The organism is Phreatobacter aquiterrae (assembly GCF_053471285.1).
The window spans coordinates 284,679-305,403 of the sequence record NZ_JBJPHW010000003.1; the positions used below are offsets into that span (position 1 = coordinate 284,679).

At 68.9% G+C, this 20,725-nt stretch carries 21 protein-coding genes and 1 pseudogene; 7 read left to right on the forward strand and 15 right to left on the reverse strand.

What is annotated here, in order from left to right; genetic code table 11:
* The first annotated feature begins 18 nt into the window (after nt 1–18).
* Nucleotides 19–258, forward strand: a complete 240-nt coding sequence (locus tag ACJ4V0_RS06480) for a DUF2093 domain-containing protein (RefSeq protein WP_448298739.1) — start codon at nt 19–21, stop codon at nt 256–258.
* Here the strand turns inward: ACJ4V0_RS06480 and lpxK are convergent.
* The 6 genes from lpxK to ACJ4V0_RS06510 are packed head-to-tail and all read right to left on the reverse strand — an operon-like array spanning nt 245 to nt 5,759.
* Complete coding sequence (lpxK, locus tag ACJ4V0_RS06485) at nt 245–1,243, reverse strand: tetraacyldisaccharide 4'-kinase (RefSeq protein WP_448298740.1); 999 nt, start codon at nt 1,241–1,243, stop codon at nt 245–247. The genes ACJ4V0_RS06480 and lpxK overlap by 14 nt on opposite strands.
* A 13-nt stretch (nt 1,244–1,256) precedes the next feature.
* Entirely contained in the window at nt 1,257–2,558 is a 1,302-nt protein-coding gene (locus tag ACJ4V0_RS06490) for a 3-deoxy-D-manno-octulosonic acid transferase (RefSeq protein WP_448298741.1), read from the reverse strand.
* Nucleotides 2,551–3,351: a lysophospholipid acyltransferase family protein gene (locus ACJ4V0_RS06495; protein WP_448298742.1), complete on the reverse strand. Its 801-nt coding sequence runs from the start codon at nt 3,349–3,351 to the stop codon at nt 2,551–2,553. The genes ACJ4V0_RS06490 and ACJ4V0_RS06495 overlap by 8 nt, the downstream gene beginning before the upstream one ends.
* An 18-nt stretch (nt 3,352–3,369) precedes the next feature.
* On the reverse strand, nt 3,370–3,606 hold the full coding sequence (locus tag ACJ4V0_RS06500) for a DUF4170 domain-containing protein (RefSeq protein ID WP_448298743.1): 237 nt from the start codon (nt 3,604–3,606) through the stop codon (nt 3,370–3,372).
* Nucleotides 3,607–3,652: 46 nt separating this feature from the next.
* The gene (locus ACJ4V0_RS06505) at nt 3,653–4,423 is read right to left on the reverse strand and encodes a 3'(2'),5'-bisphosphate nucleotidase CysQ (protein WP_448298744.1); all 771 of its coding nucleotides are present in this window, start codon (nt 4,421–4,423) and stop codon (nt 3,653–3,655) included.
* Nucleotides 4,410–5,759, reverse strand: coding sequence for a TldD/PmbA family protein (locus ACJ4V0_RS06510; RefSeq protein ID WP_448298745.1), 1,350 nt, complete (start codon nt 5,757–5,759; stop codon nt 4,410–4,412). The genes ACJ4V0_RS06505 and ACJ4V0_RS06510 overlap by 14 nt, the downstream gene beginning before the upstream one ends.
* Before the next feature lie 347 nt (nt 5,760–6,106).
* Here ACJ4V0_RS06510 and ACJ4V0_RS06515 point away from each other — a divergent pair, with 347 nt between their 5' ends.
* Nucleotides 6,107–6,688 carry a DUF6101 family protein gene (locus tag ACJ4V0_RS06515; protein ID WP_448298746.1) on the forward strand — a complete coding sequence of 194 codons (582 nt, stop codon included), beginning with the start codon at nt 6,107–6,109 and terminating at the stop codon, nt 6,686–6,688.
* A gap of 121 nt (nt 6,689–6,809) precedes the next feature.
* On the forward strand, nt 6,810–7,496 hold the full coding sequence (locus ACJ4V0_RS06520; RefSeq protein WP_448298747.1) for a DsbA family protein: 687 nt from the start codon (nt 6,810–6,812) through the stop codon (nt 7,494–7,496).
* A gap of 405 nt (nt 7,497–7,901) precedes the next feature.
* Here ACJ4V0_RS06520 and ACJ4V0_RS06525 read toward each other — a convergent pair whose 3' ends face one another.
* From ACJ4V0_RS06525 to ACJ4V0_RS06545, 5 genes are all read right to left on the reverse strand, one after another.
* Complete coding sequence (locus ACJ4V0_RS06525; protein ID WP_448298748.1) at nt 7,902–8,381, reverse strand: F0F1 ATP synthase subunit B family protein; 480 nt, start codon at nt 8,379–8,381, stop codon at nt 7,902–7,904.
* Between the two features lie 10 nt (nt 8,382–8,391).
* Nucleotides 8,392–8,925 carry a F0F1 ATP synthase subunit B family protein gene (locus ACJ4V0_RS06530; RefSeq protein WP_448298749.1) on the reverse strand — a complete coding sequence of 178 codons (534 nt, stop codon included), beginning with the start codon at nt 8,923–8,925 and terminating at the stop codon, nt 8,392–8,394.
* Between the two features lie 144 nt (nt 8,926–9,069).
* Nucleotides 9,070–9,297: a F0F1 ATP synthase subunit C gene (locus tag ACJ4V0_RS06535; RefSeq protein ID WP_448298750.1), complete on the reverse strand. Its 228-nt coding sequence runs from the start codon at nt 9,295–9,297 to the stop codon at nt 9,070–9,072.
* 61 nt (nt 9,298–9,358) lie between these two features.
* Nucleotides 9,359–10,108 carry a F0F1 ATP synthase subunit A gene (locus tag ACJ4V0_RS06540; RefSeq protein ID WP_448298751.1) on the reverse strand — a complete coding sequence of 250 codons (750 nt, stop codon included), beginning with the start codon at nt 10,106–10,108 and terminating at the stop codon, nt 9,359–9,361.
* Nucleotides 10,109–10,157: 49 nt separating this feature from the next.
* Entirely contained in the window at nt 10,158–10,511 is a 354-nt protein-coding gene (locus ACJ4V0_RS06545; protein WP_448298752.1) for an AtpZ/AtpI family protein, read from the reverse strand.
* A 381-nt stretch (nt 10,512–10,892) separates the two neighbouring features.
* Between ACJ4V0_RS06545 and ACJ4V0_RS06550 the strand changes: the two are divergent.
* Nucleotides 10,893–12,882 (forward strand): annotated as a pseudogene (locus tag ACJ4V0_RS06550) (primary-amine oxidase).
* A gap of 55 nt (nt 12,883–12,937) precedes the next feature.
* On the opposite strand, the gene ACJ4V0_RS06555 reads toward ACJ4V0_RS06550, so the two are convergent.
* Complete coding sequence (locus ACJ4V0_RS06555; RefSeq protein WP_448298753.1) at nt 12,938–13,156, reverse strand: hypothetical protein; 219 nt, start codon at nt 13,154–13,156, stop codon at nt 12,938–12,940.
* Between the two features lie 638 nt (nt 13,157–13,794).
* On the reverse strand, nt 13,795–17,250 hold the full coding sequence (locus ACJ4V0_RS06560) for a chromosome segregation SMC family protein (RefSeq protein ID WP_448298754.1): 3,456 nt from the start codon (nt 17,248–17,250) through the stop codon (nt 13,795–13,797).
* Between the two features lie 312 nt (nt 17,251–17,562).
* Between ACJ4V0_RS06560 and ACJ4V0_RS06565 the strand changes: the two genes are divergently transcribed.
* On the forward strand, nt 17,563–17,685 hold the full coding sequence (locus ACJ4V0_RS06565) for a hypothetical protein (protein ID WP_448298755.1): 123 nt from the start codon (nt 17,563–17,565) through the stop codon (nt 17,683–17,685).
* Nucleotides 17,686–17,774: 89 nt separating this feature from the next.
* Here the strand turns inward: ACJ4V0_RS06565 and ACJ4V0_RS06570 are convergent, their stop codons facing one another.
* Complete coding sequence (locus tag ACJ4V0_RS06570; protein ID WP_448298756.1) at nt 17,775–18,359, reverse strand: L,D-transpeptidase; 585 nt, start codon at nt 18,357–18,359, stop codon at nt 17,775–17,777.
* A 323-nt stretch (nt 18,360–18,682) separates the two neighbouring features.
* Here ACJ4V0_RS06570 and ACJ4V0_RS06575 point away from each other — a divergent pair, with 323 nt between their 5' ends.
* On the forward strand, nt 18,683–18,856 hold the full coding sequence (locus tag ACJ4V0_RS06575) for a hypothetical protein (protein ID WP_448298757.1): 174 nt from the start codon (nt 18,683–18,685) through the stop codon (nt 18,854–18,856).
* Between the two features lie 95 nt (nt 18,857–18,951).
* On the opposite strand, the gene ACJ4V0_RS06580 is transcribed toward ACJ4V0_RS06575, so the two are convergent.
* Nucleotides 18,952–19,581: a LysE/ArgO family amino acid transporter gene (locus tag ACJ4V0_RS06580; protein ID WP_448298758.1), complete on the reverse strand. Its 630-nt coding sequence runs from the start codon at nt 19,579–19,581 to the stop codon at nt 18,952–18,954.
* A 160-nt stretch (nt 19,582–19,741) separates the two neighbouring features.
* Between ACJ4V0_RS06580 and ACJ4V0_RS06585 the strand changes: the two genes are divergently transcribed.
* Complete coding sequence (locus tag ACJ4V0_RS06585; RefSeq protein WP_448298759.1) at nt 19,742–20,716, forward strand: magnesium transporter CorA family protein; 975 nt, start codon at nt 19,742–19,744, stop codon at nt 20,714–20,716.
* The last annotated feature ends 9 nt before the right edge of the window (nt 20,717–20,725 follow it).

Below are 20,725 nucleotides of genomic sequence, written 5' to 3' on the forward strand. Positions count from 1 at the left end.
CTCCGGGAGCGATCCTTCATGCTCAATCGCCTCTCCTCCGGCCGGCCCTCCGATGGCGAAGCCGAGGTGCGTTATCTCGACGCCGATTTCCGCATCGTGCGTCCCGGCACCTTCGTACGCTGCGCCGTCACCGGGCAGCCGATCTTCCTCGACGACCTGAAATACTGGAGCGTCGCGCGGCAGGAGGCCTATGCGAGCCCGCTTGCCGTGATGCGGAGGCTCCATCCCGAGCGGGTCCAGGCCGTCAAGGACGCCTGAGGCCGGCGAGGAGCGGGTCGATCACCGATGCGTCATCGACCAGCAGCGCGACGGGGATCACCGTCGCTGCCGCCGCGAGCCGCTCCAGCGCATCCGTCCCCGACAGCTTGACCGCATCCTTTTCCGTCGTGACCAGCGGCAGGCCTGTCCGGCGCGCCTCGGCGAGCAGGCGCTCGGCATCCTCATCGCCATAGACATGATGGTCGGCGAAAGGGCGGAGCAGCGCGTTGCGCGCGCCGGCGGCCCCCAGCGTCTCGACGAACTTCTCCGGCCGGCCGATGCCGCAGAAGGCGAGCACGTCGCGGCCCGCGATGCCGTTGCACACCGCTGCCGGCACGACGAGGCGGCCGCGGATCACCGGTCGGCCGGCGCGTCGGGCCGCCTCCGCCAGCGCATCCCCCGCTGCCCCCTCGCCGACGAGGAGAAGAGCGTCGGCCATGGCGAGTTGCGGCGCAAAGGGCGCCCGAAGCGGTCCTGCCGGCAGGACGCGGCCGCTGCCGAGCCCCGACGCGGCATCGACGACGAGGATCGACAGGTCCTTGGCGAGAGACGGGTTCTGGAAGCCGTCGTCCATGACAATGACGCTGGCGCCCTGACCGGCGGCGAGGACCGCTCCGGCGAGACGGTCGCGGCTGACCACCGTCGGCCAGCGCGCCGCGTGGAGAAGCGGCTCGTCGCCGACATCCGCCGGACCATGGCGTCCCGGCACGACGGGGACGGGGCCCGCGAGCCGGCCGCCATAGCCGCGGCTGAGGATCGCCGGCCGGTGGCCCGCACCGGCGAGCAGCGCCGCCAGCCACTGGACGGTGGGGGTCTTGCCCGAGCCGCCGACGGTCGGGTTGCCGACGCAGACGACCGGGACGGAGGCACGCCCCCCCTCGCGGCGCATGCGCGCCAGGGTGACGGCGCCGACCGGCGCGCCGAGCGGCGCCAGGAGACGGCCCCAGAGGGCGTCCGGGTCGGACCAGAAGGCCGGGGCCTTCACGCCGCGCCCCGCATCACTGGCTCCGCATGGCCAGGGAGAGAAAATAGGGCTCGATGGCGGCCAGCGTCCGGTCCAGCGCGCCGCCGAGGCCCGCGACCGTCTCCGCCGCCGCCTCTCGCTGGCGCACCCGCTCGCGCTTGTCGGCGAGCAGCAGCAGGGCGCCCTCCGCCATGTCCTCGGCGCCGGTCACCTGCCGCGCCGCACTGTTGGCGGCCAGCGCCTCATAGACCGCGGCGAAGTTGAAGACGTGCGGCCCGTGGATGACGGCCGCCCCGAGCTTGGCCGGCTCGATCGGGTTCTGGCCGCCGTGGCGGATCAGCGACCCGCCGAGGAAGGCGACCGGCGCAGCGCGGTAGAACAGCCCCATCTCGCCCAGCGTGTCGGCGACATAGACCGCATGGCGCACCCTTGGCAGCTCGCCGCGGGAGCGCTGGCAGGCCTGCAGCCCGGCGGCTTCGGCAAGCGCCGCAATGGCATCGCCGCGCTCAGGGTGGCGCGGCGCGATGATGGTGAGGAGATTGGACAGGCGCGGGGCGATCAGGCGGTGCGCCTCGAGGACGATCTCATCCTCGCCCTCGTGGGTGGAGGCCGCGAGGAAGACCGGCCGGTAGCCGATGGCCTGGGCCAGGGCCATGGCCGCCCCGGGCTCGGCCTCCGGCGCCGGCACGTCGAATTTCAGGTTGCCCGTCGTCGACACGCGCGGCGCGCCGAGGGCCTCGATCCGACGGGCATCGTCGACGGTCTGCATGAGGCAGAGCTCAAAGCGCGACAGCAGGGCCTTGATCGACCGGGGCACGCGCTGCCAGCCCTTGAAGGAACGCTCCGAGATGCGGCCGTTCACCTGGATCAGCGGCGTTCCGCGCGCCGTCGTGCGCAGGATCAGGTTGGGCCAGAGTTCGGATTCGGCGAAAATGGCGAGGTCCGGCTGCCAGTGATTGAGGAAACGGTCGACAAAGGCCGGAACGTCCCAGGGCATGAACTGGTGGATGACGCCCGGCGGCAGACGCCGCGCCGCGAGTGTCGCCGCCGTCAGCGTCACGGTGGTGACCAGAACGGTCACGCCGCGCACCTGCAGGCGCTCGATCAGCGGGATAATCGACAGGAATTCGCCGACGCTGGCCCCGTGCAGCCAGACCAGGCGGCCGGGCGGGCGGTCGACGCTCGCCTCGCCTCGCCGTTCCTGGACCCGTTCCGGATCTTCCTTGCCCTGCTGCAACCGCTTGCGGACGAGGAGCGCGGTCACCGGCGCCAGCATGGCGGTGACGCGGGCGTAGGTGCGGAGCGTCAGCGGCGTGCGCAGCGGGCGGTCACGCATCGGCCACGCCTGCCTGATCGGCCGGCCGGCGACGCATACGCGCCAGGTCCCGCGCCGTCTCGAGTTCGGCGACCGTTTCCGGCGACCAATACGCCACCTCCGCCCGCCCTTCGGCAATGTCGTAGGCGCGCGCCGTGGTGGCGTTCATCGCCGCCTCGACAGCCTGCCGGTAGCGCTCCAGCGCCACCGCGTCGGCATCGGCGGGAACCCAGACGGGCGGCCCCGCGACCACGGCGCCGCGCGAAAAGGGCAGGTTGACGCTCGCCCGGTCCCAGGATTTCAGGTCGATCCGTCGCGCGGTCGCGACCGCGATCGGCAGGATCGGCCGGCCCGTCTGCTTGGCCAGCATGACGATGCCGAGGCCCGCCCTGCGCGCGATCTTGGGAACATCGGCAGTGAGCGCCACCGTCTCGCCGTCGTTCAGCGCCTCGATCATCTGGAAATAGGCGCTGACCCCGCCCTTGCGGGCGAACTGGCCCTTGTGGTCGCCAGAGCCGCGGATGGTGCGGATGCCCAGCTTCTCGGCGGCGATGGCGTTCATCTCACCGTCGGCCGAACGCGAGATCAGCACGGCCGCCCGGTACTCGGGCTTCCTGACGAAGGGGGAGAGGAAGTGCTGGCCGTGCCACATCGCGAAGATGACCGGCAGGTTGGCGTCGGCGTAGTCGTAGATGTTCGGCGGATCGAGCTTGAAGCGGCCCGTCCGCCAGACGAGGCGCAGGTATCCCGCCAGCAGCGATCCCGCGGCGGAACGCACCCGTTCGGAACGCGCCAGGCGCTTGAGGAAGGACACCGGTCCGCGGGCCGCCCGTCAGGCCGCGTCCGGATCGAGCAGGCGATGCAGGTGAACGATGAAATAGCGCATGTGCGCATTGTCCACGGTCTGCTGGGCCCTGCCCTTCCAGGCGGCGTGAGCGGAGGCATAGTTCGGATAGATGCCGACGATGTCGAGCTTGGACAGGTCCTTGAACTCGGTGCCGTCGAGTCGGGTCAGCTCGCCGCCGAACACCAGATGCGGAAGCTGTTTGGCCGGTGCCGTGTCAGTCATGATTCCGGTCTTTCCCCTCGGATCGTCTGGCCGCGCGCTCTGCCGCTCAGGCTGCGCGCCTGAGAAGCTCATGCAGCGGAAAACCGGCGCAAACGAGCGGAAAATGCATGGGAACCGGCCTGTTGTAGCAGGGAACGGTTCCGTCGAGGCCGGTCAGCGAAGCTCCCGCTTCCTGCACCAAAAGATCGGCCGCCGCAAGGTCCCAGTCATGGCTCTGGCCGCCGGCGAAACCGGCGTCGATCTCGCCCGCCGCCACCTTGGCGAAGCGCAGGGCGAGGGAGTGGATCTTGGGCAGGGCGAGCGCGCCGTGACGTTCGACCTTCACTGTCATGGGCTTCGGACCGGCCACGGTGGCGCCCGCGATGTCCTGCCGCCCGGTCGCCGCGAGAGGGCGGCCCGAGACGCTGGCGCCATGGCCGCGCGCCGCGACGAAGGTGCGCCCGGCCACGGGCTCGGCGAGGGCGGCGGCCACGGGCCGCCCGTCGCGGACCACGGCGAGCGAGATGGTCCAGTCCGGAAGTCCGGCCGCGAAGGCGCGGGTACCATCGATCGGATCGACGATGAAGACCTCACGGCGGTCGAGCCGCGCGGGATCGTCGATGGTCTCCTCCGACAGCCAGCCGAAATGTGGCCGCGCCTCGCCGAGCCGCTTTTTCAGGAAGCGGTCGATGGCGATGTCGGCCTCGGTCACCGGCGAGGCGTGGGCCTTGGTCCAGGTCCGCAGGCCGCGCCGGGCATAGTCGAGCGCCATGGCGCCGGCCTCCTCGGCCAGCGTCTCCAAGAGGTCGCGCAGGACGAGGTCGTCAGCGTCCGGCAACGGTGAGCCCCTCGATAAGGACGGTGGGGGCGTCCGTCCCGTAGCGGAAGACGAGGTCGTTCGCCGGGGTCAGGTTGGCGAACATGTCGACGAGATTGCCGGCGATAGTGATCTCGGCGACCGGATAGGCGAGCTCGCCGTTCTCGATCCAGTAGCCCGAGCAGCCGCGCGAATAGTCGCCGGTCACCATGTTGACGCCGCTGCCGATCATATCGGTGACGTAGAGCCCGTCCTTGATGGCGGCGATCATCTCGGCCGGGGTGGCGGTGCCGGCAGCCAGATGCAGGTTGGTCGGCCCGGGCGAGGGCGGGCCGCCGGTGCCGCGGCTGGCGTGGCCGGTGGTCCTGAGGCCGAGCTCGGCAGCGGTGGCGGTATCGAGCAGCCAGCTTGCGAGAATGCCGTCCTCGACGAGGGTCAGCGGACGGGCGGCCACCCCCTCGCCGTCGAAGGGACGGGAGCGCAGGCCGCGCCGGCGCAGCGGATCGTCGATGATGCGCACGCCCTCGCGGAACACGCGCTGTCCGAGCTTCTCGCGCAGGAAGGAAGTCTTGCGCGCCACCGACTGGCCGTTGGCGGCGGAGGCGAGATAGGAGGGGAAGCTGCCCGCCGTGCGCGGATCGAAGACGACGGGCACCTTGCGGGTGTCGACTTTGCGCGGGTTGAGCCGGCGGATGGCCCGCTCGCCGGCGCTGCGGCCGATCGACTCCGGATCGGCGAGATCGGCACGGTGGCGCACGGCACTGTAATCGTAGTCGCGCTCCATGCCGGTGCCCTCGCCGGCGATGGCGGTGACCGAGAAGGAGGTCGACGAGCCGAGCGTCGCGCCCTCGAAGCCGGTCGAGGTGACGAGGGCGAAGCCGCCGATGCCGGCGCCGGCCCCGGCGCCGCCCGATTTGCTGACGCCGGACACGGCGAGCGCCGCCGCCTCGGCCCGGCGGGCGAAGGCCTCAAGGTCGGCGACCTCGGTCATGACGGGATCGATAAGGTCGAGGTCGGGCCACTGCGTCGCGAGATCGGCTGGATCGGCGAGGCGCGCATAGGGATCCTCAGGCGCGACGCGGGCGATGGCGACCGCCCGTTCGGCGAGCGCCGCCACGTCCTCGCGCGGATCGTTGGAGGAGACGGAGGCGCTGCGGCGGCCGACGAAGACGCGCAGGCCGAGGTCGTCGCCCTCGGAGCGTTCCGAGCTCTCCACCTGGCCCTCGCGGATCTGCACGCCGACCGACACGCCGCGCACCGCCATGACGTCGGCGGCGTCGGCGCCGGCCTTGCGGGCCGCAGCGACGAGGCGGCGGCCCCGCTCAAGGAGCGCGCCGGTATCCATGAGATCGGACATGAAGGAGCCTTGGGAGGGGAAATGCTGATGTCCCCTCGTTTAGGCATCGAAGCGGCCGGTTTCAAGGCGCAGGCCGCGCACCGCGCCGACCTCGCGCGCGCGCTGACGGTCAGTCTTCGTTCATGCTGTTCATGAGGCCCGGTGTTAAGCACGCCCACCAAGCATTGGGAAAGCACAGTCCCCAAGGCTTTCTCAAGCATGCGCGAAGGTGTCGACTTGTCGCGACTGGATTGAGTCCCGCTTAACCCTGCGCCTTAAGCGGTCCGACAAGAAATGCTGCGACAGTTCTCCCAACGACGGGGCGAGAGCCGGCTGAAGCCGACCGAAGACCCCAAGGGAGCATGCACATGTTGCGTCAGACAGAGCCCGGCGGCGCCGCCGCCGGGATCGGGGCCTCTTTGCGCCTCGATCCCGCCCAGCTGCCCACCCGCTACGCCGCCCCGGACCGGGGCGCCGACAGCGGCCAGCGGTCGATCGACCTCCATGCCGATCGCGTCGTCATCCGCCGCACGGCAAGCGGGGCGCGGATGAAGCTGCAACTGCGCGTCTCCGCCTATCGCGGCGTCGCGGTCCGCATCAGCGACGACGGCTCGCAACCCGCCGACACCATCGAGGTCGTGCTGGTCCATGCGGATCCGGCGCTCAGCGTGCCTCTGGTGCAGGTTCCCGATGCCGACGACGTGGTGGCCGACTGGCAGCGCTGGGGCCAGGCGCTCAGCCTGCCCCTGCTGGTCGAGGACCATGACGGGTCGATGCGCGAGGCCTTTCCCCGCCTCGGCGGCGTCATGCTCGGCAGCCCGTCCCCGCGCCGCCGCCGGCGCTCGACGCTGAAGGACCGCCGCCCCGCGGCCCTGATGCGACGCAAGGCCACCAAGGGCCTTGCCGGCCAGCCGCGCCATCGCGAACGCGAGATCATCGCGCGCAATTGATGCCTCTCGCAGAAGTGTGACTGCAACGGCGGGTCGCCCGGCGGCCCTGATGTTGCCACGTCGCGATGCCACAGCTAGGACCTTGGTGTGGCCCCGAAGGGCCCCTGTTGAGGAACCCGCCATGCTGTCGCGCAGACATTTCATCGAAGCCTCGGCCGCACTCGGTCTGGTTGCCGCTTTCGCACCCGCAGCGCTTGCCCAGGCGCGTCGCCCGGCCTCCGAGACGGTCGATGTCGCCCAGTTGATGCAGCCCGGCCCGCTCGGCGACGTGTCGATCGGCAAGGCCGACGCCCCGGTCACCATCGTTGAATATGCCTCGCTCACCTGCGGGCATTGCGCGACCTTTCACACCAGCATCCTGCCCGAGTTGAAGAAGAAGTACATCGACACCGGCAAGGTCCGTCTCGTGTTCCGCGAATTCGCCCTCAACCAGCTCGACGCCGCCGTCTACATGCTCACCCGCTGCGCCCTGAACGCCGACGGCAAGGCCGGAGAGGGCGTCGATCCGGCCCGCTATTTCGCGCTGGTGGACGTGTTCTTCCAGCAGCAGCGCACCTGGGCCTTCGGCGGCAATCCGCTCGAGGCCGTCACCGCCATCACCCGTCAGGCCGGCATCACCCAGGCGCAGTTCGAGGCCTGCCTCAACAACCAGGCAATCCTCGATGCGCTCAACGCCACCCGCGACCGCGCCGCCTCGGCCTTCGGCGTCGAATCGACCCCGACCTTCTTCATCAACGGCAAGCGGCTCCTCGGCGCCCAGCCGGCGGCCGAGTTCGAGAAGATCATCGATCCGCTGCTGCCGGCCTGAGTCCAGTCTGCGCGTTTTCGGTTTCATGAGGCCGCCGGGTTCCGCCCGGCGGCTTTTTTCGTGAGTGACAGGCGGCTGTCGCCCTGCATCGGCAAGTGCGTCCTTCGAGGCTCGCCACCGGACGGTGCTGTCGCATCGCCGGGGGCTCGCTCCTCAGGATGAGGGAGATGGTGACCGGCATCAGCGTGGAATGAAGCTCGGCTGCCGACGGCTTGCCTGCCGGAATGCAGGACAACACCCTCCTCATCCTGAGGAGCGAGCCCGGCAGGGCGAGCCTCGAAGGACGCACCTGGGTTGCTGCCAGGCGTCAGATGCGGTGGGGACGAGCGGCCGGCATCCAAACAAAGACCGCCGGGGATCACCCGGCGGTTTTCGTCACTCTCGAACCGGGCGAACCCGGTGGCGTCAGTTCAGCTTCGCCTTGATCTCGGCGATGCCCGACGTGATCAGCTTGTCGCCGCCTGCACCCTTCGTCAGGTCGGCGAGGACCGAGCCAGCGGCGATTGTCGCGGCGTCGGCAGCCGCCGCCCTGACGTCGGCGACGGCCTGGGCCTCGGCCTGGGCGATCTTGGTCTCCGCCATCTTGGTGCGGCGGGAGACGAATTCCTCGATCTTCGCCTTGCCCTCGGCGGCAAGACGCTCGGCCTCGCCCCTGGCGGCCGTGACGATGTCGCGGGCCTCCTGCTCGGCGCTGGCCTGACGCTTGCGGTATTCGGCGACGATGGCCTCGGCCTCCTCGCGCAGGCGCTTGGCCTCGGCGAGTTCGGCGGCTATGCGGTTGGACCGCGCGTCGAGCGCGTTCAGGATCTTGGTATGGGCGTCCATCTTCCACGCCAGGGCGAAGAAGATGATGAGGCCGATCCAGATCGGCAGATATTCGCTCATCCCGTCCTCCTCAGCGCTTCAGCGCGGCATCGACCGCCGCCTCGACGCGCGAGGCCTCGGCCCCGGCGCCGACGAGACGCTCGACGATGGCCTGGGCGGCATCGACCGCGATGCCGCGGACATTGCCCATGGCCGCCGTGCGGGCGGTGGCGATCTGCGCCTCGGCGGCGGCAAGGTCCGCCGTCAGCTTGGTCTCGAGGGCCTTGCGCTCGGCATCGGCCGCGGCGCTGATCGTCGCGCGCGTCTCCGCGGCGATGGCCTGCGCATTGGCGCGCGCCTCGGCGAGGGCCTTCTCGTAGGAGGCCGTTGCGGCGTCCGCCTCGGCCTTCATGGTCTGGGCGGCCGCGAGGTCACCGGCGATGCGGCTGGCGCGGTCTTCCAGGATCCCGCCGATGCGCGGAGCGATGTGCTTCGACATCAGGTAGTAGAGCAGGCCGAAGGCAACCGCGAGCCAGAGCAGCTGCGACCCATAGGTTTCGACCCGGAAGGCCGGGAAACCGCCTTTGGAGGGGACCTGGGTCCCCGAAGTGGTGTTCGTCGCCATTGCGGGACCCTATCGGCGCGGGCGGTCCCTGTCAGGACCCTGCGCGGAAACGAGAACCGGCCGGAGCCGGGCGGAGACGCCGGATCGACCGCGACGCGGGGCCCCCAAGAGGAGCCCCGGCGCGATCAGGACGTCCGCCGCGGATCAGACCACGAAGAGCAGGACGAGGGCGACGACGAGCGCGAAGATGCCGAGGCCTTCCGCAAGCGCCGCGCCGACGATGGCGTTGGTGAACTGGCCGGCGGCAGCCGACGGATTGCGCAGGGCGCCGGCAACGAAGTTGCCGAAGATGTTGCCCACGCCCATGGCGGCGAGGCCCATGCCGAGGCAGGCGATACCAGCGCCGAGGAACTTGGCTGCAACCGGATCCATTTTGAACTCCTGTGAGGTGTTGGGAGCGAAGGGGAGGATTTAGCGGCCTGCCGTCACCGGATCAGTGATGGCCAGGATGGAGGGCGTCGTTGAGGTAGATGCAGGTCAGGATGGTGAAGACATAGGCCTGCAGGACAGCGACGAGCAGTTCGAGCGCGGTGAGCGCGGTGATCATGAAGACCGGCAGGACGGCGCCGACCATGCCGAGCGCGCCGGCGCCGGCCATGGCGACCACGAAGCCGGCGAAGACCTTCAGCGCGATGTGGCCGGCGGTCATGTTGCCGAAGAGGCGCAGCGACAGCGAGATCGGCCGCGACAGGAAGGAGATCACCTCGATGACGACGATCACCGGCAGGATCGCCTTCGGCAGGCCCGAGGGCGCGAACAGCGCGAACCAGTGGGTACCGTGCTTCATGATGCCGTAGATGATGACGGTCGAGATGACGAGCACCGCCAGCGCGGCGGTGATGATGACGTGGCTGGTCACCGTGAAGGCGCCGGGGATCATGCCGATCAGGTTGGCGAAGAGCACGAACATGAACAGCGAGAAGACCAGCGGGAAGAACCGCATGCCGTCCGTTCCCGCCGTTTGCCGGACCGTGCCGGCCACGAACTCGTAGGTGAGCTCGGCCATCGACTGCATGCGCGTCGGCACCAGGCGGCGCGCGTTCGTCGACAGCAGCAGGAAGGCCGCCGTCGCGCCGACGATGAGGAACATGTGCAGGGCCGAGTTGGTGAACGAGAAGTCACCGGTTCCGATCGTGATCGGAACGATCGGCACAAGCTCGAACTGTTTGATCGGATCGGCCATCGCCGGTCTGCTCCCGCATGCGATCTAGTCGACGGTCGGAACGGCCTCGTCAGCCTTCCCGATTGGCCCGCTGCGCCGACTTGACGAGGTTGTAGATGCCCGTCGCGAAGCCCAGCAGAAGAAACACGATGAAACCCCAGGGCCGCGTTCCGGCGAAACGGTCCAGAACCCAGCCGATCAGTGCGCCGGCGAGAACGCCGGACACGAAATCGGCGGAGAAGCGGAAGAGCTTCACCAGCCCGGATGGCGCATTCGCCGTCCGGCCGTCCGGCGCTGCACCCCCGGAACGCTGCCGCTCGATCGTCTCGAGCTTGGCCTCCAGGGCGCGACGCCGCGCGTCGAGGTCGGATTCTGGGAGGGACGGTCCGCTTGCCCTGCCGTCGTTCTGCTCGCCTGACGCCATCACCCGCCTCATCGGCCGGCCGGTCGCCAGGGCATAACAACGGAAGGACGCCGGTCTGCCACCCCCCGAAAGCCGGGCACACCTATAGTGATGCGGCCAAAACGTGTCAAGGACACCCCACGCACCGACAACATATTGAAATATCGACGACTTCTCGGTTCTCATCCGATTGTCTGACCAGCCCTGCGACATCCCGTGCGCACTGCAGCATGTATCGGGCAGTGCTAGAGTTTCCGGCGCGCGTGCGGGAGCCGCCGATCGGGGAAAGGTCGTCTGGCCAGGGCGGCGCTATCCGCGGCGGCTTTCCGAACTGGCGCGGCCGGGAATGGCGCGATCGGACCTGACGCATTCGAATCCGGCGCATTCGATGAGGGGACCTGCATGACCACCACGGCACGCGCCACAGCCGCCACGACGCCGGCCCATCCGCTCGACCCGCTCTCCGGCGACGAGATCGCCGCGGCCCGCGCCATCCTCTTCGGCGCACAGGCGCTTCCCGCCAGCACGCGCTTCGCCACCCTGCAGCTCGACGAGCCGCCGAAGGCCGAGATCGCGGCCTGGTCGCCGGGCAGGCCGATCCGCCGGCGCGCCTTCGCCGTCGCGATCGACACCGCGACCGGCGCCGTTCACGAGGCGCTGGTCGACATCGGCGACAAGACCGTTCTCAGCTTCGTCGCGCGGGACACAAAGGCCGCCCCCTATGGCCAGCCGGCCATCGTCATCGAGGAGTTCTTCAAGGCCGGCGACATCGTCAAGGCCGACCCCGGCTGGCGGGCCGCCATGATGCGGCGCGGCCTGACCGACGACGAGATCGCGCTGGTGCAGGTCGATCCCTTCTCGGCCGGCTATTTCGGCCGCGAGGCCGAACTCGGCCGCCGCCTCGTCAGCGCGGTGAGCTACTATCGCCAGAGCGTCAACGACAACGGCTATGCCTCGCCCATCGAGGGCGTGGTGGCGCTCGTCGACCTCGTCGAGAACCGGGTGGTGCATCTGGTCGACGAGGCCGAGATCGTGCCGATCCCGAAGAAGCGCCGGAACTAAGACCGGGCTTCGCTGCCGCCCCCCCCGCGCCGACCTGAAACCCCTCAACATCGTCCAGCCGGAGGGGCCGAGCTTCACCGTCGACGGGTGGAAGGTGGAATGGCAGAACTGGTCGTTCCGCATCGGCTTCACGCCGCGGGAGGGTCTCGTCCTTCACCAGCTCGGCATTCGCGACCAGGGCCGCCTCAGGCCCATCATGCACCGTGCCAGCGTCACCGAGATGGTGGTGCCCTATGCCGACCCCACCGCCAACCATTTCTGGAAGAGCGCCTTCGACGCCGGCGAGTACGGCCTCGGCAAGCTCGCCAACGCCCTCGAGCTCGGCTGCGACTGCCTCGGCCTCATCCACTATTTTGACGTGCCGATGGCCGACGACAACGGCAACCCCATCGTCATGCCCAACGCGGTCTGCATGCACGAGGAGGACTACGGCCTCTTGTGGAAGCATTACGAGATGCGCACCGGCGTGTTCGAGGCGCGCCGCTCGCGCCGCCTCGTCATCTCGTTCTTCGCCACCGTCGGCAATTACGACTACGGCTTCTACTGGTATCTCTACCAGGACGGCACGATCCAGCTGGAGGCCAAGCTCACCGGCATCATCCAGACGGCGGCCGTGGCGCCCGGCAAGGCCTACCCCTGGGGCGGCATGGTGGATGAGGGCCTCGGTGGCCCCACCCACCAGCACTTCTTCAACGTGCGCATGCACATGGCGCTCGACGGCGAGGGCAACACCGTCACCGAGCACGCATTCGTGCCGCGGCCGTGGGGCACCGACAACCCCTATGGCAATGTCTTCGACACGACATCGCGGGTGCTCGCCAATGAACGCGACGCCGCCCGCGAGGCGGACGGGAAGACCGGCCGCTACTGGAAGATCACCAATCCGAACGTCGCCAACAGCGTCGGCAAGCCCACCGGCTACAAGCTGATCGTGCAGCCGAGCCCGCTCATGCTGGCGCAGGAGGGCTCGACGGTGGCCCAGCGCGGCGGCTTCGCCTCGAAGCACGTCTGGGTGACACCCTTCGACCCCGCGGAGAAATATGCCAGCGGCGACTATCCCAACCAGCATGCCGGCGGCGACGGCCTGCCGGCCTATGTGAAGAAGGGCCGCTCCATCGAGAATGCCGACCTCGTGGTCTGGCACTCCTTCGGCCATACCCATGTGTGCAAACCGGAGGATTTCCCGGTCATGCCGATGGAATATGCCGGCTTCATGCTCAAACCCAACGGCTTCTTCGCCGAGAATCCGGCCATGGACCTGCCGGCGGAGACCAACCATGCCAGCGTGCGGAACGCGACGGGCGGAGGCGGCGACTGCTGCTGCGGGTGAAGGTGCGGGTTCGGGGACGGACCCGGCCAGATGAGTGGCCATCTTCGGCGCGAGATTATTCCTCGGCGGTGTTCGGCTCCTCGAAGTCAAGCCGCTGAATGGCGAGCAGTTCATAGTCGCCTTTCTCGCCTGACGGATCGAGGCTCCATCGGGCCTCCTCGACCGCCTTCTCGATGGTCATGACGCCGAAGACCGTCATGGCTTGGGTATCAGGCGCATCGTCGGCCTTGTAGAAGATCACCCAGTCGTGGCCGGGCGGCTTTTCGAACGCCACGACGCGCTCCCATTGTCAGAAAATGCCGGAACTGAGTTTGCCCTCTCCTACCGGTCGGGGCGGCGTCATGGTCCGGCTTTCGTCGCCAGCGGCATCGCCCCCCATCGTCACCCCCGGCGAGGGCCGAAGCCATGCTTCGGACCGAGGGAAGGGGGGTCCAGGAGGACGAAAGGCAGAGCGCGTGGCCCCTGGGTTCCCTTCCGTTCGCTTCGCTCGGCCGGGAATGACGGCGGGCATCGGGCGAAGAGCATCGCGGCAACGAGTCGCCGCGCTTTCCACGCGCCCAATTCAGGCGCTGTCGTCGAACTTGCGGGAAGATTACAGGACCAGCGTCTCGCTGTCAAGGATTTTTGTCCTAGTTCGCTTCGAGGCGCTGTTCCGCCCTGTGCCATAACCGGCCCTGCATGACCGGACCCAATTCTTCGAGACTCGGTCTCGAAGGACTTCAGCGCGTGCAAGGCTGAGTCGCGGTCACCATCCCTTCCGCGTCATGGCCGGGCTTGGCCCGGCCATCCACGACTTGAACACAAAGCGTTTCAGGAAGGCGTGGATGCCCGGCACAGGGCCGGGCATGACGGCGGTGATTCCGGAGATCAGTCTCAGCGGTAAGATGGTCGGAACGGCGCGCCCCGCCCGCCTCACTCCGCCGCGATGAGCTGCTCGGCCAGTCCCAGATCCACGCTCACCAGCGTCGAGACGCCGCGCTCGGCCATCGTCACCCCGAAGAGCCGATTCATGCGGCTCATGGTGATGGGATTGTGGGTGATGACGACGAAGCGCGTGTCGGTGGTCCGCGCCATGTCGTCGAGCAGGTCGCAGTAGCGCTCGACATTGGCGTCGTCGAGCGGCGCGTCGACCTCGTCCAGCACGCAGATCGGCGCAGGATTGGTGAGGAACACCGCGAAGATCAGGGCGATGGCGGTCAGCGCCTGCTCGCCGCCGGAGAGCAGCGACAGGGTCTGCGGCTTCTTGCCCGGCGGCCTGGCGAGAATGTCGAGGCCGGCCTCGAGGGGGTCGTCGGATTCGACCAGCTGCAGCTCGGCGGTGCCGCCGCCGAACAGGGTGGTGAAGAGGCGCTGGAAGTTCTCGTTGACGGTGGCGAAGGAGGCGAGAAGGCGCTCGCGGCCCTCGCGGTTGAGCGAGCCGATGCCGCCGCGCAGCTTCTTGATGGCCTCGACGAGATCGTCGCGCTCCCGCACCATGCCGTCGTACTGCGCCTGGATCTCGGTCAGCTCGTCGTCGGCGCGCAGGTTGACGCCGCCGAGGCGTTCACGCTCGCGCCGCAGGCCGTCGAGCTGATCCTCGATGCGGCGGGCATCGGGCAGCGCGGCGTCCGGGGCGAGCCCTGCAATACGGATCAGGGCGAGCGGTTCGGTCTCGAACTTCTCGGCGATCTCGGCGCCGATCTCGCCGATGCGCTGGCGGGCCGATTCGAGCCGCGCCTCGGCCCGCACGAAGGCCTCGCGGGCCCCCGTCATCGCCTCGAGCGCGGCGCGGGCGGCCCGGTCGGCTTCGGCCAGCGCCGTCTCGCCGGCGACAAGCGCATCGGCGGCGGCGCGCTGGGCCGTCTCGACGTCGTGGATGCGGGCAATGATCTCGCGGCGCTGGACGGCGAAGGTGTCGGGCGCCTCGGCCAGCGCCCTGGCCTCGCTGCGCGCCTCGGCGAGGCGCTGCTCGAGGGCGGCGATCTGCCGGCCGGCATTGGCCTGCCGCTCCAGCCACTGGGCGCGGTCGCGGGCGATCTCGGCCATCCGGCGGGAGCGCATCTCGGCCTCGCGGGCCAGCCCCTGGGCCTCGCCCCGCGCCTCGGCCAGCGCCGCCCGGTTCAGGGCCACTTCGGCGCGAATCTCGGCCAGCGCCACCTCGAGCTCACCCGACCGGCCAAGCCCGTCGAGCGCCGTGAGCGCATCGGCCTTCACCGCCACGGCTTCGTCGATGCTGGCCTTCAGCCGCGAACGCGCCTCGACCAGGGCAGCAAGGCGGGTGACGACGGCGGAAGCGGCGCGCTCGGCGGCGGCGAGCTGGTCGCGCAGCGCGTCGGCCTGGCGCTGGGCGGCGCGCCAGCCGTCGCGGGCGGCCTGTTCGCGCTCGGCGCAGGCCTTGACCACGCCCACGGCGACATCGGCCAGTTTCCTCAGGTCCTCGACCCTGGCCTTCGCGGTCACCAGTTCCTTCTCGAGGTCGCCGAGGCGGTTGCGCTCGGCAAGGCGGCGCGCAGCGGCGGTCGGCGCATTGGCGGCGACGACGAAGCCGTCCCAGCGCCAGAGGTCGCCTTCCCGTGAGACGAGGCGCTGGCCGGGTCGGAGCTGCGCGGCAAGGCGCGGCCCGTCGGCCCGGGCGACGAGGCCGATCTGGGCGAGGCGGCGGGCAAGTTCCGCCGGGGCCTTCACATGGACGGAGAGCAGTTCCACACCCTCGGGAAGCGCGGGATCGCCGCCCGTATCGGCGCCGGCCCAGTGCTGCGGCGAGGCGGAGGCGGTGGGCGCGTCGAGATCGTCGCCGAGGGCGGCGCCCAGCGCCGTCTCGTAGCCCTTGGCGACCGAGATCGCCTCCAGCACCGGCGGCCACATCGACTTGTGCGCGACATTGAGGATCTTGGAGAGCGTGCGGGCCTCGGTGTCGATCCGCTGCACCACCCGCTCGGCATCCGCCAGCGGCCGGCGGGCATCGCCTTCCTGGCTGCGGGCGACAGCATGGGCCTTCTCGGCGGCGACCGCCTCGGCCTCGGCGGCGGTGAGGGCGGTTGCGGCGGCGTCCAGCTGCTCCTTGAGCGCGGCCAGGCGCGCGGCGTGATCGGAGCCAGCCTCCAGCTTCGCCGTCTCGGCGTCGATGTCGGCGAGCTGGCCCTCGAGGCGCATCAACCTCTCGCCGGCATCGCGGATCGAGCGTTCCAGCTGGTTGCGGCGGGCGACGATCTCGGCGAGAGCCGAGGTGGCTTCGGAAAAGGCCTTCTCCGACAGCGCGAGCACCGATTCGGCGGCGGCGACGCGGGCGGCACCGTCGGTTTCGGCAGCCCTGGCGCCATCGGCGGCGGCGCGCAGGTCCGCCTCCTCTGACGTCAGGCGGGCGATGACGCCGTCGGCATCGGCCCCCAGGGCCTTTTCGCGGGCGATGTCGCCGTCGAGCTGGGCGACGCGGCGGTCGAGTTCGGCGATGCGCTCACGGGCGCGCCTCTCCTCGCCATCGAGCTGGTCGCGCGCGAGCACGAGCCGGTGCAGCGCCGCGCCCGCCTTCGCCGCCTCGTCGCGCAGGGCCGGGAGCTGATGGGCGGCGACCGCCTGATTCTTCGCGGCTTCCGCCTGATCGGTGGTGCGCTGGGCGACGACGCGGGTCTCGAGCTCGACCAGTCGCTCGGCCTCGCGCACCAGGTCGCCAGCCTCCCGGAACTTCAGGTAGGCGAGGCTCGCCTCGGCCTTGCGGATGTCGGCCGAGAGGCCGCGATAGCGCACGGCCTGGCGCGCCTGCCGCTTCAGCCCTTCGAGCTGGCTCTCGATCTGCGAGAGGACGGTCTCGAGTCGGTCGAGATTGGTCTCGGCGGCCTTCAGCCGCGTCTCGGCCTCGTGGCGGCGGGCGTGCAGGCCGGCGATGCCCGCGGCCTCCTCGAGGATGCGGCGGCGCGACTGCGGCTTGGCGCTGATGATCTCGCCGATCTGGCCCTGACGGACGAGGGCCGGCGAACGGGCGCCGGTCGATGCGTCAGCGAAGAGAAGCTGGACGTCGCGGGCGCGCACCTCGCGGCCATTGATCTTGTAGAGGGAGCCGGCCTCGCGCTCGATGCGGCGGGAGACCTCCAGCACATCGTGGTCGTTGAACTGGGCCGGGGCGAGGCGGCGGGAATTGTCGACCGTCAGCATCACCTCGGCGGTGTTGCGAGCGGGACGGTTGCCCGAGCCGGAGAAGATGACGTCGTCCATGCCGGAGGCGCGCATGTTCTTGAACGAGTTCTCGCCCATGACCCAGCGCAGGGCCTCGACCAGGTTGGACTTGCCGCAGCCGTTCGGACCGACGACGCCCGTCAGGCCCGGCTCGATGAGGAAGTCCGTTGGCTCCACGAAGGTCTTGAAGCCGTGAATGCGCAGGCGGGAGAATTTCATCGCGCCGGTCGGTCCGTGGCCCTTTGGGGATGCGAGGAAAACCCTGCCACGAATCGTGAGCCGACGCCATATCTAGCGTCTGTCGATCAGCACAGCCTCAACATCTTGCAGCTACGACCTTGGGCGGACAGCCCCTCGGGGGCAAGCGGCGCGCCGTCGCTTGTGCACAGGAAGAGGCGATTATCCCCGGCCGGGCGCAGGGGCGACTGCGGTGTTGCACTGCACGACAACCCTCTGTGGTCGTTTGCCGGCATGGTGTAGAAACAAAGCAGAATCAGAAGGATGGAAACAAATCCATCCACGGAGGAAACCATGGGCGCAAAGCCTCAACCCATCCCGCCGAAAGGCGTCAAGCTGGAAGACCGCTATGGCCAGGTCGGCCTGAAGGCGGTGGCCGGGGCCATCAAGGCTCCGAAGCCGACAAAAGGCGGCTGATATTCCGCAAGGTCATCGACACAACGAAAACGGCGGCCTCTCGGGGCCGCCGTTTTCGTTCGGTCAGGGGGTTCAGCGGAACCCGCAGCTTAGCGGACGATGACCTTGGTGCCGGTCCCGACCCGGTTGTAGAGGTCGATCGCGTGTTCGTTGTGCATGCGGATGCAGCCCGAGGAGACGGCTTCGCCGATCTGCAGCGGCGAATTGGTGCCATGGATGCGATAGAGCGTGTCGCGGCCGTTCTGGTAGAGATAGAGGGCGCGCGAACCCATCGGGTTCTGCGGTCCGCCTTCCATGAAGGCCGGCAGCGTTGGCCAGCGACGGCGCATCTCGGCCGGCGGCGTCCAGGTCGGCCACTCGGCCTTGCGCTGGATGGTGGCGGTGCCGGTCCAGCCGAACGCTTCATTGCCGACGGCCACCTGATAGCGGATGGCGGTGCCGCCCTCTTCCACAAGGAACAGGTGCTTGCTGGAGGTCTCGACGATGATCGTGCCGGGACGCTCGGCGGTGCGATAGGGCACGCGCAGCGGCATGCGCCAGTAGTCCATTTCGACCTGGGGCGCCTGCGCCATCAGGGTGCGGTCGCGCTCGGAAACGGGTTGGTTCGAACTGACCGTCTGGTTGTTGCAGCCCGCAAGGGCCACGGCCATCACTACGAGTACGCCCCACCGCATGTCACGATCCTCTCAAGGGAACACTGGCGAGCGCCCAACCGTCATCCCGGCGCGCCCACGTTGTTCCACCGTATCGACGGTTGTGGCGAAGGCTTGACGCGAGGTCAACGGCAGACTGCGCCGCGTAGCCCGGAAAGGCTTGAAACTGTTGCATTTCGGCCATGACGCAGCACGTCAGAAGCGCGGTTCCGCGCCGTGAATCAGGCCCTGCATCGCCATGATCGCTCCATGATCGCAACCCATCGCCGCCGCATCGCAGCACTAGCCTCATCCTCACGTCGGGGCCGGCCTATGCAACCCGCCTGCGACGAATGGAGACGATGATGAAAACCGCCACGGCGGCCCCGAATGTCGAAACGAAGCCCATCCACGACACGCTCGTGGACCGGTACGGCGCGATCGGCATTTCCGCGGTCGCTGCTGCCGCTCCCTTCACCAGGGCCCCCAAGCCCTCCGCCGATCGTTCGACCGCGCGGTATCCGCTCTTCATGGACTGACGGTTTCCCGGTTCGCCGGGCTTCAATCAGGCCTCCCGCATGCCTCTCCTGAATAACTCCAGGGCCGGTCTTCGTGACCGGCCCTTTTTTTCTGGTCATCCTGCCGCCCAGCTTCTGATCAGAGACAGCGCGATCGCCACCATCACGCAGGCGATGAGCGCGTCGAGGACCCGCCAGGCGGCAGGCCGGGCGAAGATCGGCGCCAGAAGCCTTGCACCGAAACCGAGCCCGCAGAACCAGATGGCGGAGGCCGTCATGGCGCCCGCGGCGAAGGCGATGCGCGCACTGCCGTCGAACTGCGCCGAGAGGCTGCCGACAAGCACCACAGTGTCGAGATAGACGTGCGGGTTGAGGAAGGTGAAGGCGAGGGTGGCGGAGATCACCCGCACAAGGCCGGTCTCCTCTGACAGGGCGGCGGTGAGGCGTGAGGGATTGAGAGCCCGGCGCGCCGCCATCAGGCCGTAGACCAGGAGAAAGGCCGCGCCCCCCAGGGTCGCGATGCTCAGCAGGAGCGGCGAGCGGGAGACGAGCCTGCCGAGCCCCGCGACCCCCGCCAGGATGAGCAGGGCGTCCGACACGGCGCAGATGGTGGTCACCAGCAGGACATGCCGGCGCATCAGGCCCTGCCGCAGGACGAAGGCATTCTGGGCGCCGATGGCGACGATCAGTCCGAGGCCGATCAGGAAGCCGGTGCCGGCGGGCTGGACAAGGGAGAGCGTGGTCATGCGCTGCGTCTAGCGACGCGCCGCCATGCCCACAATCGCGGCCGATCGTCTCGATGCGTCACGCTGCCGTCATCATCGCCGCGGCAAGTGCCGACGCCGCTTTCCAAGTGGCGGCGGAATGGCTAGGCAGGGTCGACCGTCCATCTCACGGAGACGACCCATGATGAATGCCTATGCCGTGGTGAACGACGCGCTCGTGCGGGTCGAAACGACGGCCGATGCTGTGCCTCCTGAGGTGGTTTGGGTGGACCTGTTCCAGCCGACGGTCGACGAGGACAAGGCGCTGGAGCGCTGCCTCGGCATCGAGATCCCCTCGCGCGAGGAGATGCTGGAGATCGAGCCGTCGAGCCGACTCTACGTCGACCACGGCGTTCGCTACATGACGTCCACCGTGCTGTGCAACACTGATCTCGGTACGCCGAAACTGACGCAGATCTCGTTCGTCATGGCGCCCAACCGGCTCATTACAGTGCGCTATGACACACCTAAGCCCATCAACCTGTTTCTCAACCGTGCCCAGAAACCCGGCACGGTCCATGCCAACCCGGAATCGATCCTGACCGGCCTGCTCGACACCATCGTCGACCGGCTCGCCGACATTCTGGAGAAGGTGGGCGAGGAGATCGACCAGGCGTCCGGACAGGTCTTCTCAAAAGAGATCGGCAACAAGAGCCGGGCGAGCAATATTGAGGAGGTGCTGCAGATCCTCGGCACGAAGGGCGGCTTCATCTCGAAGATCCGGGAGAGCCTGGTCTCGATCAACCGCCTGCTATTGTTCCTCGCCACCGAGATCGAGGGAACGAAGGTCTCCAAGGACGTCCGGGTCGTCCTGAAGAGCCAGAGTCGCGACGTGGAATCTCTCACCCAGCACTGCGATGCGCTGTCCAGCAAGATCACCTTCCTGCTCAACGCGGTGCTCGGCCTCGTCGCCAACGAACAGAGCAACATCATCAAGATCTTCGCGGTGCTCTCGGTTGTCCTCATGCCGCCGACGCTCATCGGCACGGTCTATGGGATGAACTTCAAGCATATGCCGGAACTCGGCTGGGAGCTCGGCTATCCGCTGGCCCTCGGCATGATGCTGCTGTCGGGGGTCGCCCCCTATTGGTGGTTCCGCAAGAAGGGCTGGCTGTAGCCGCCAGCC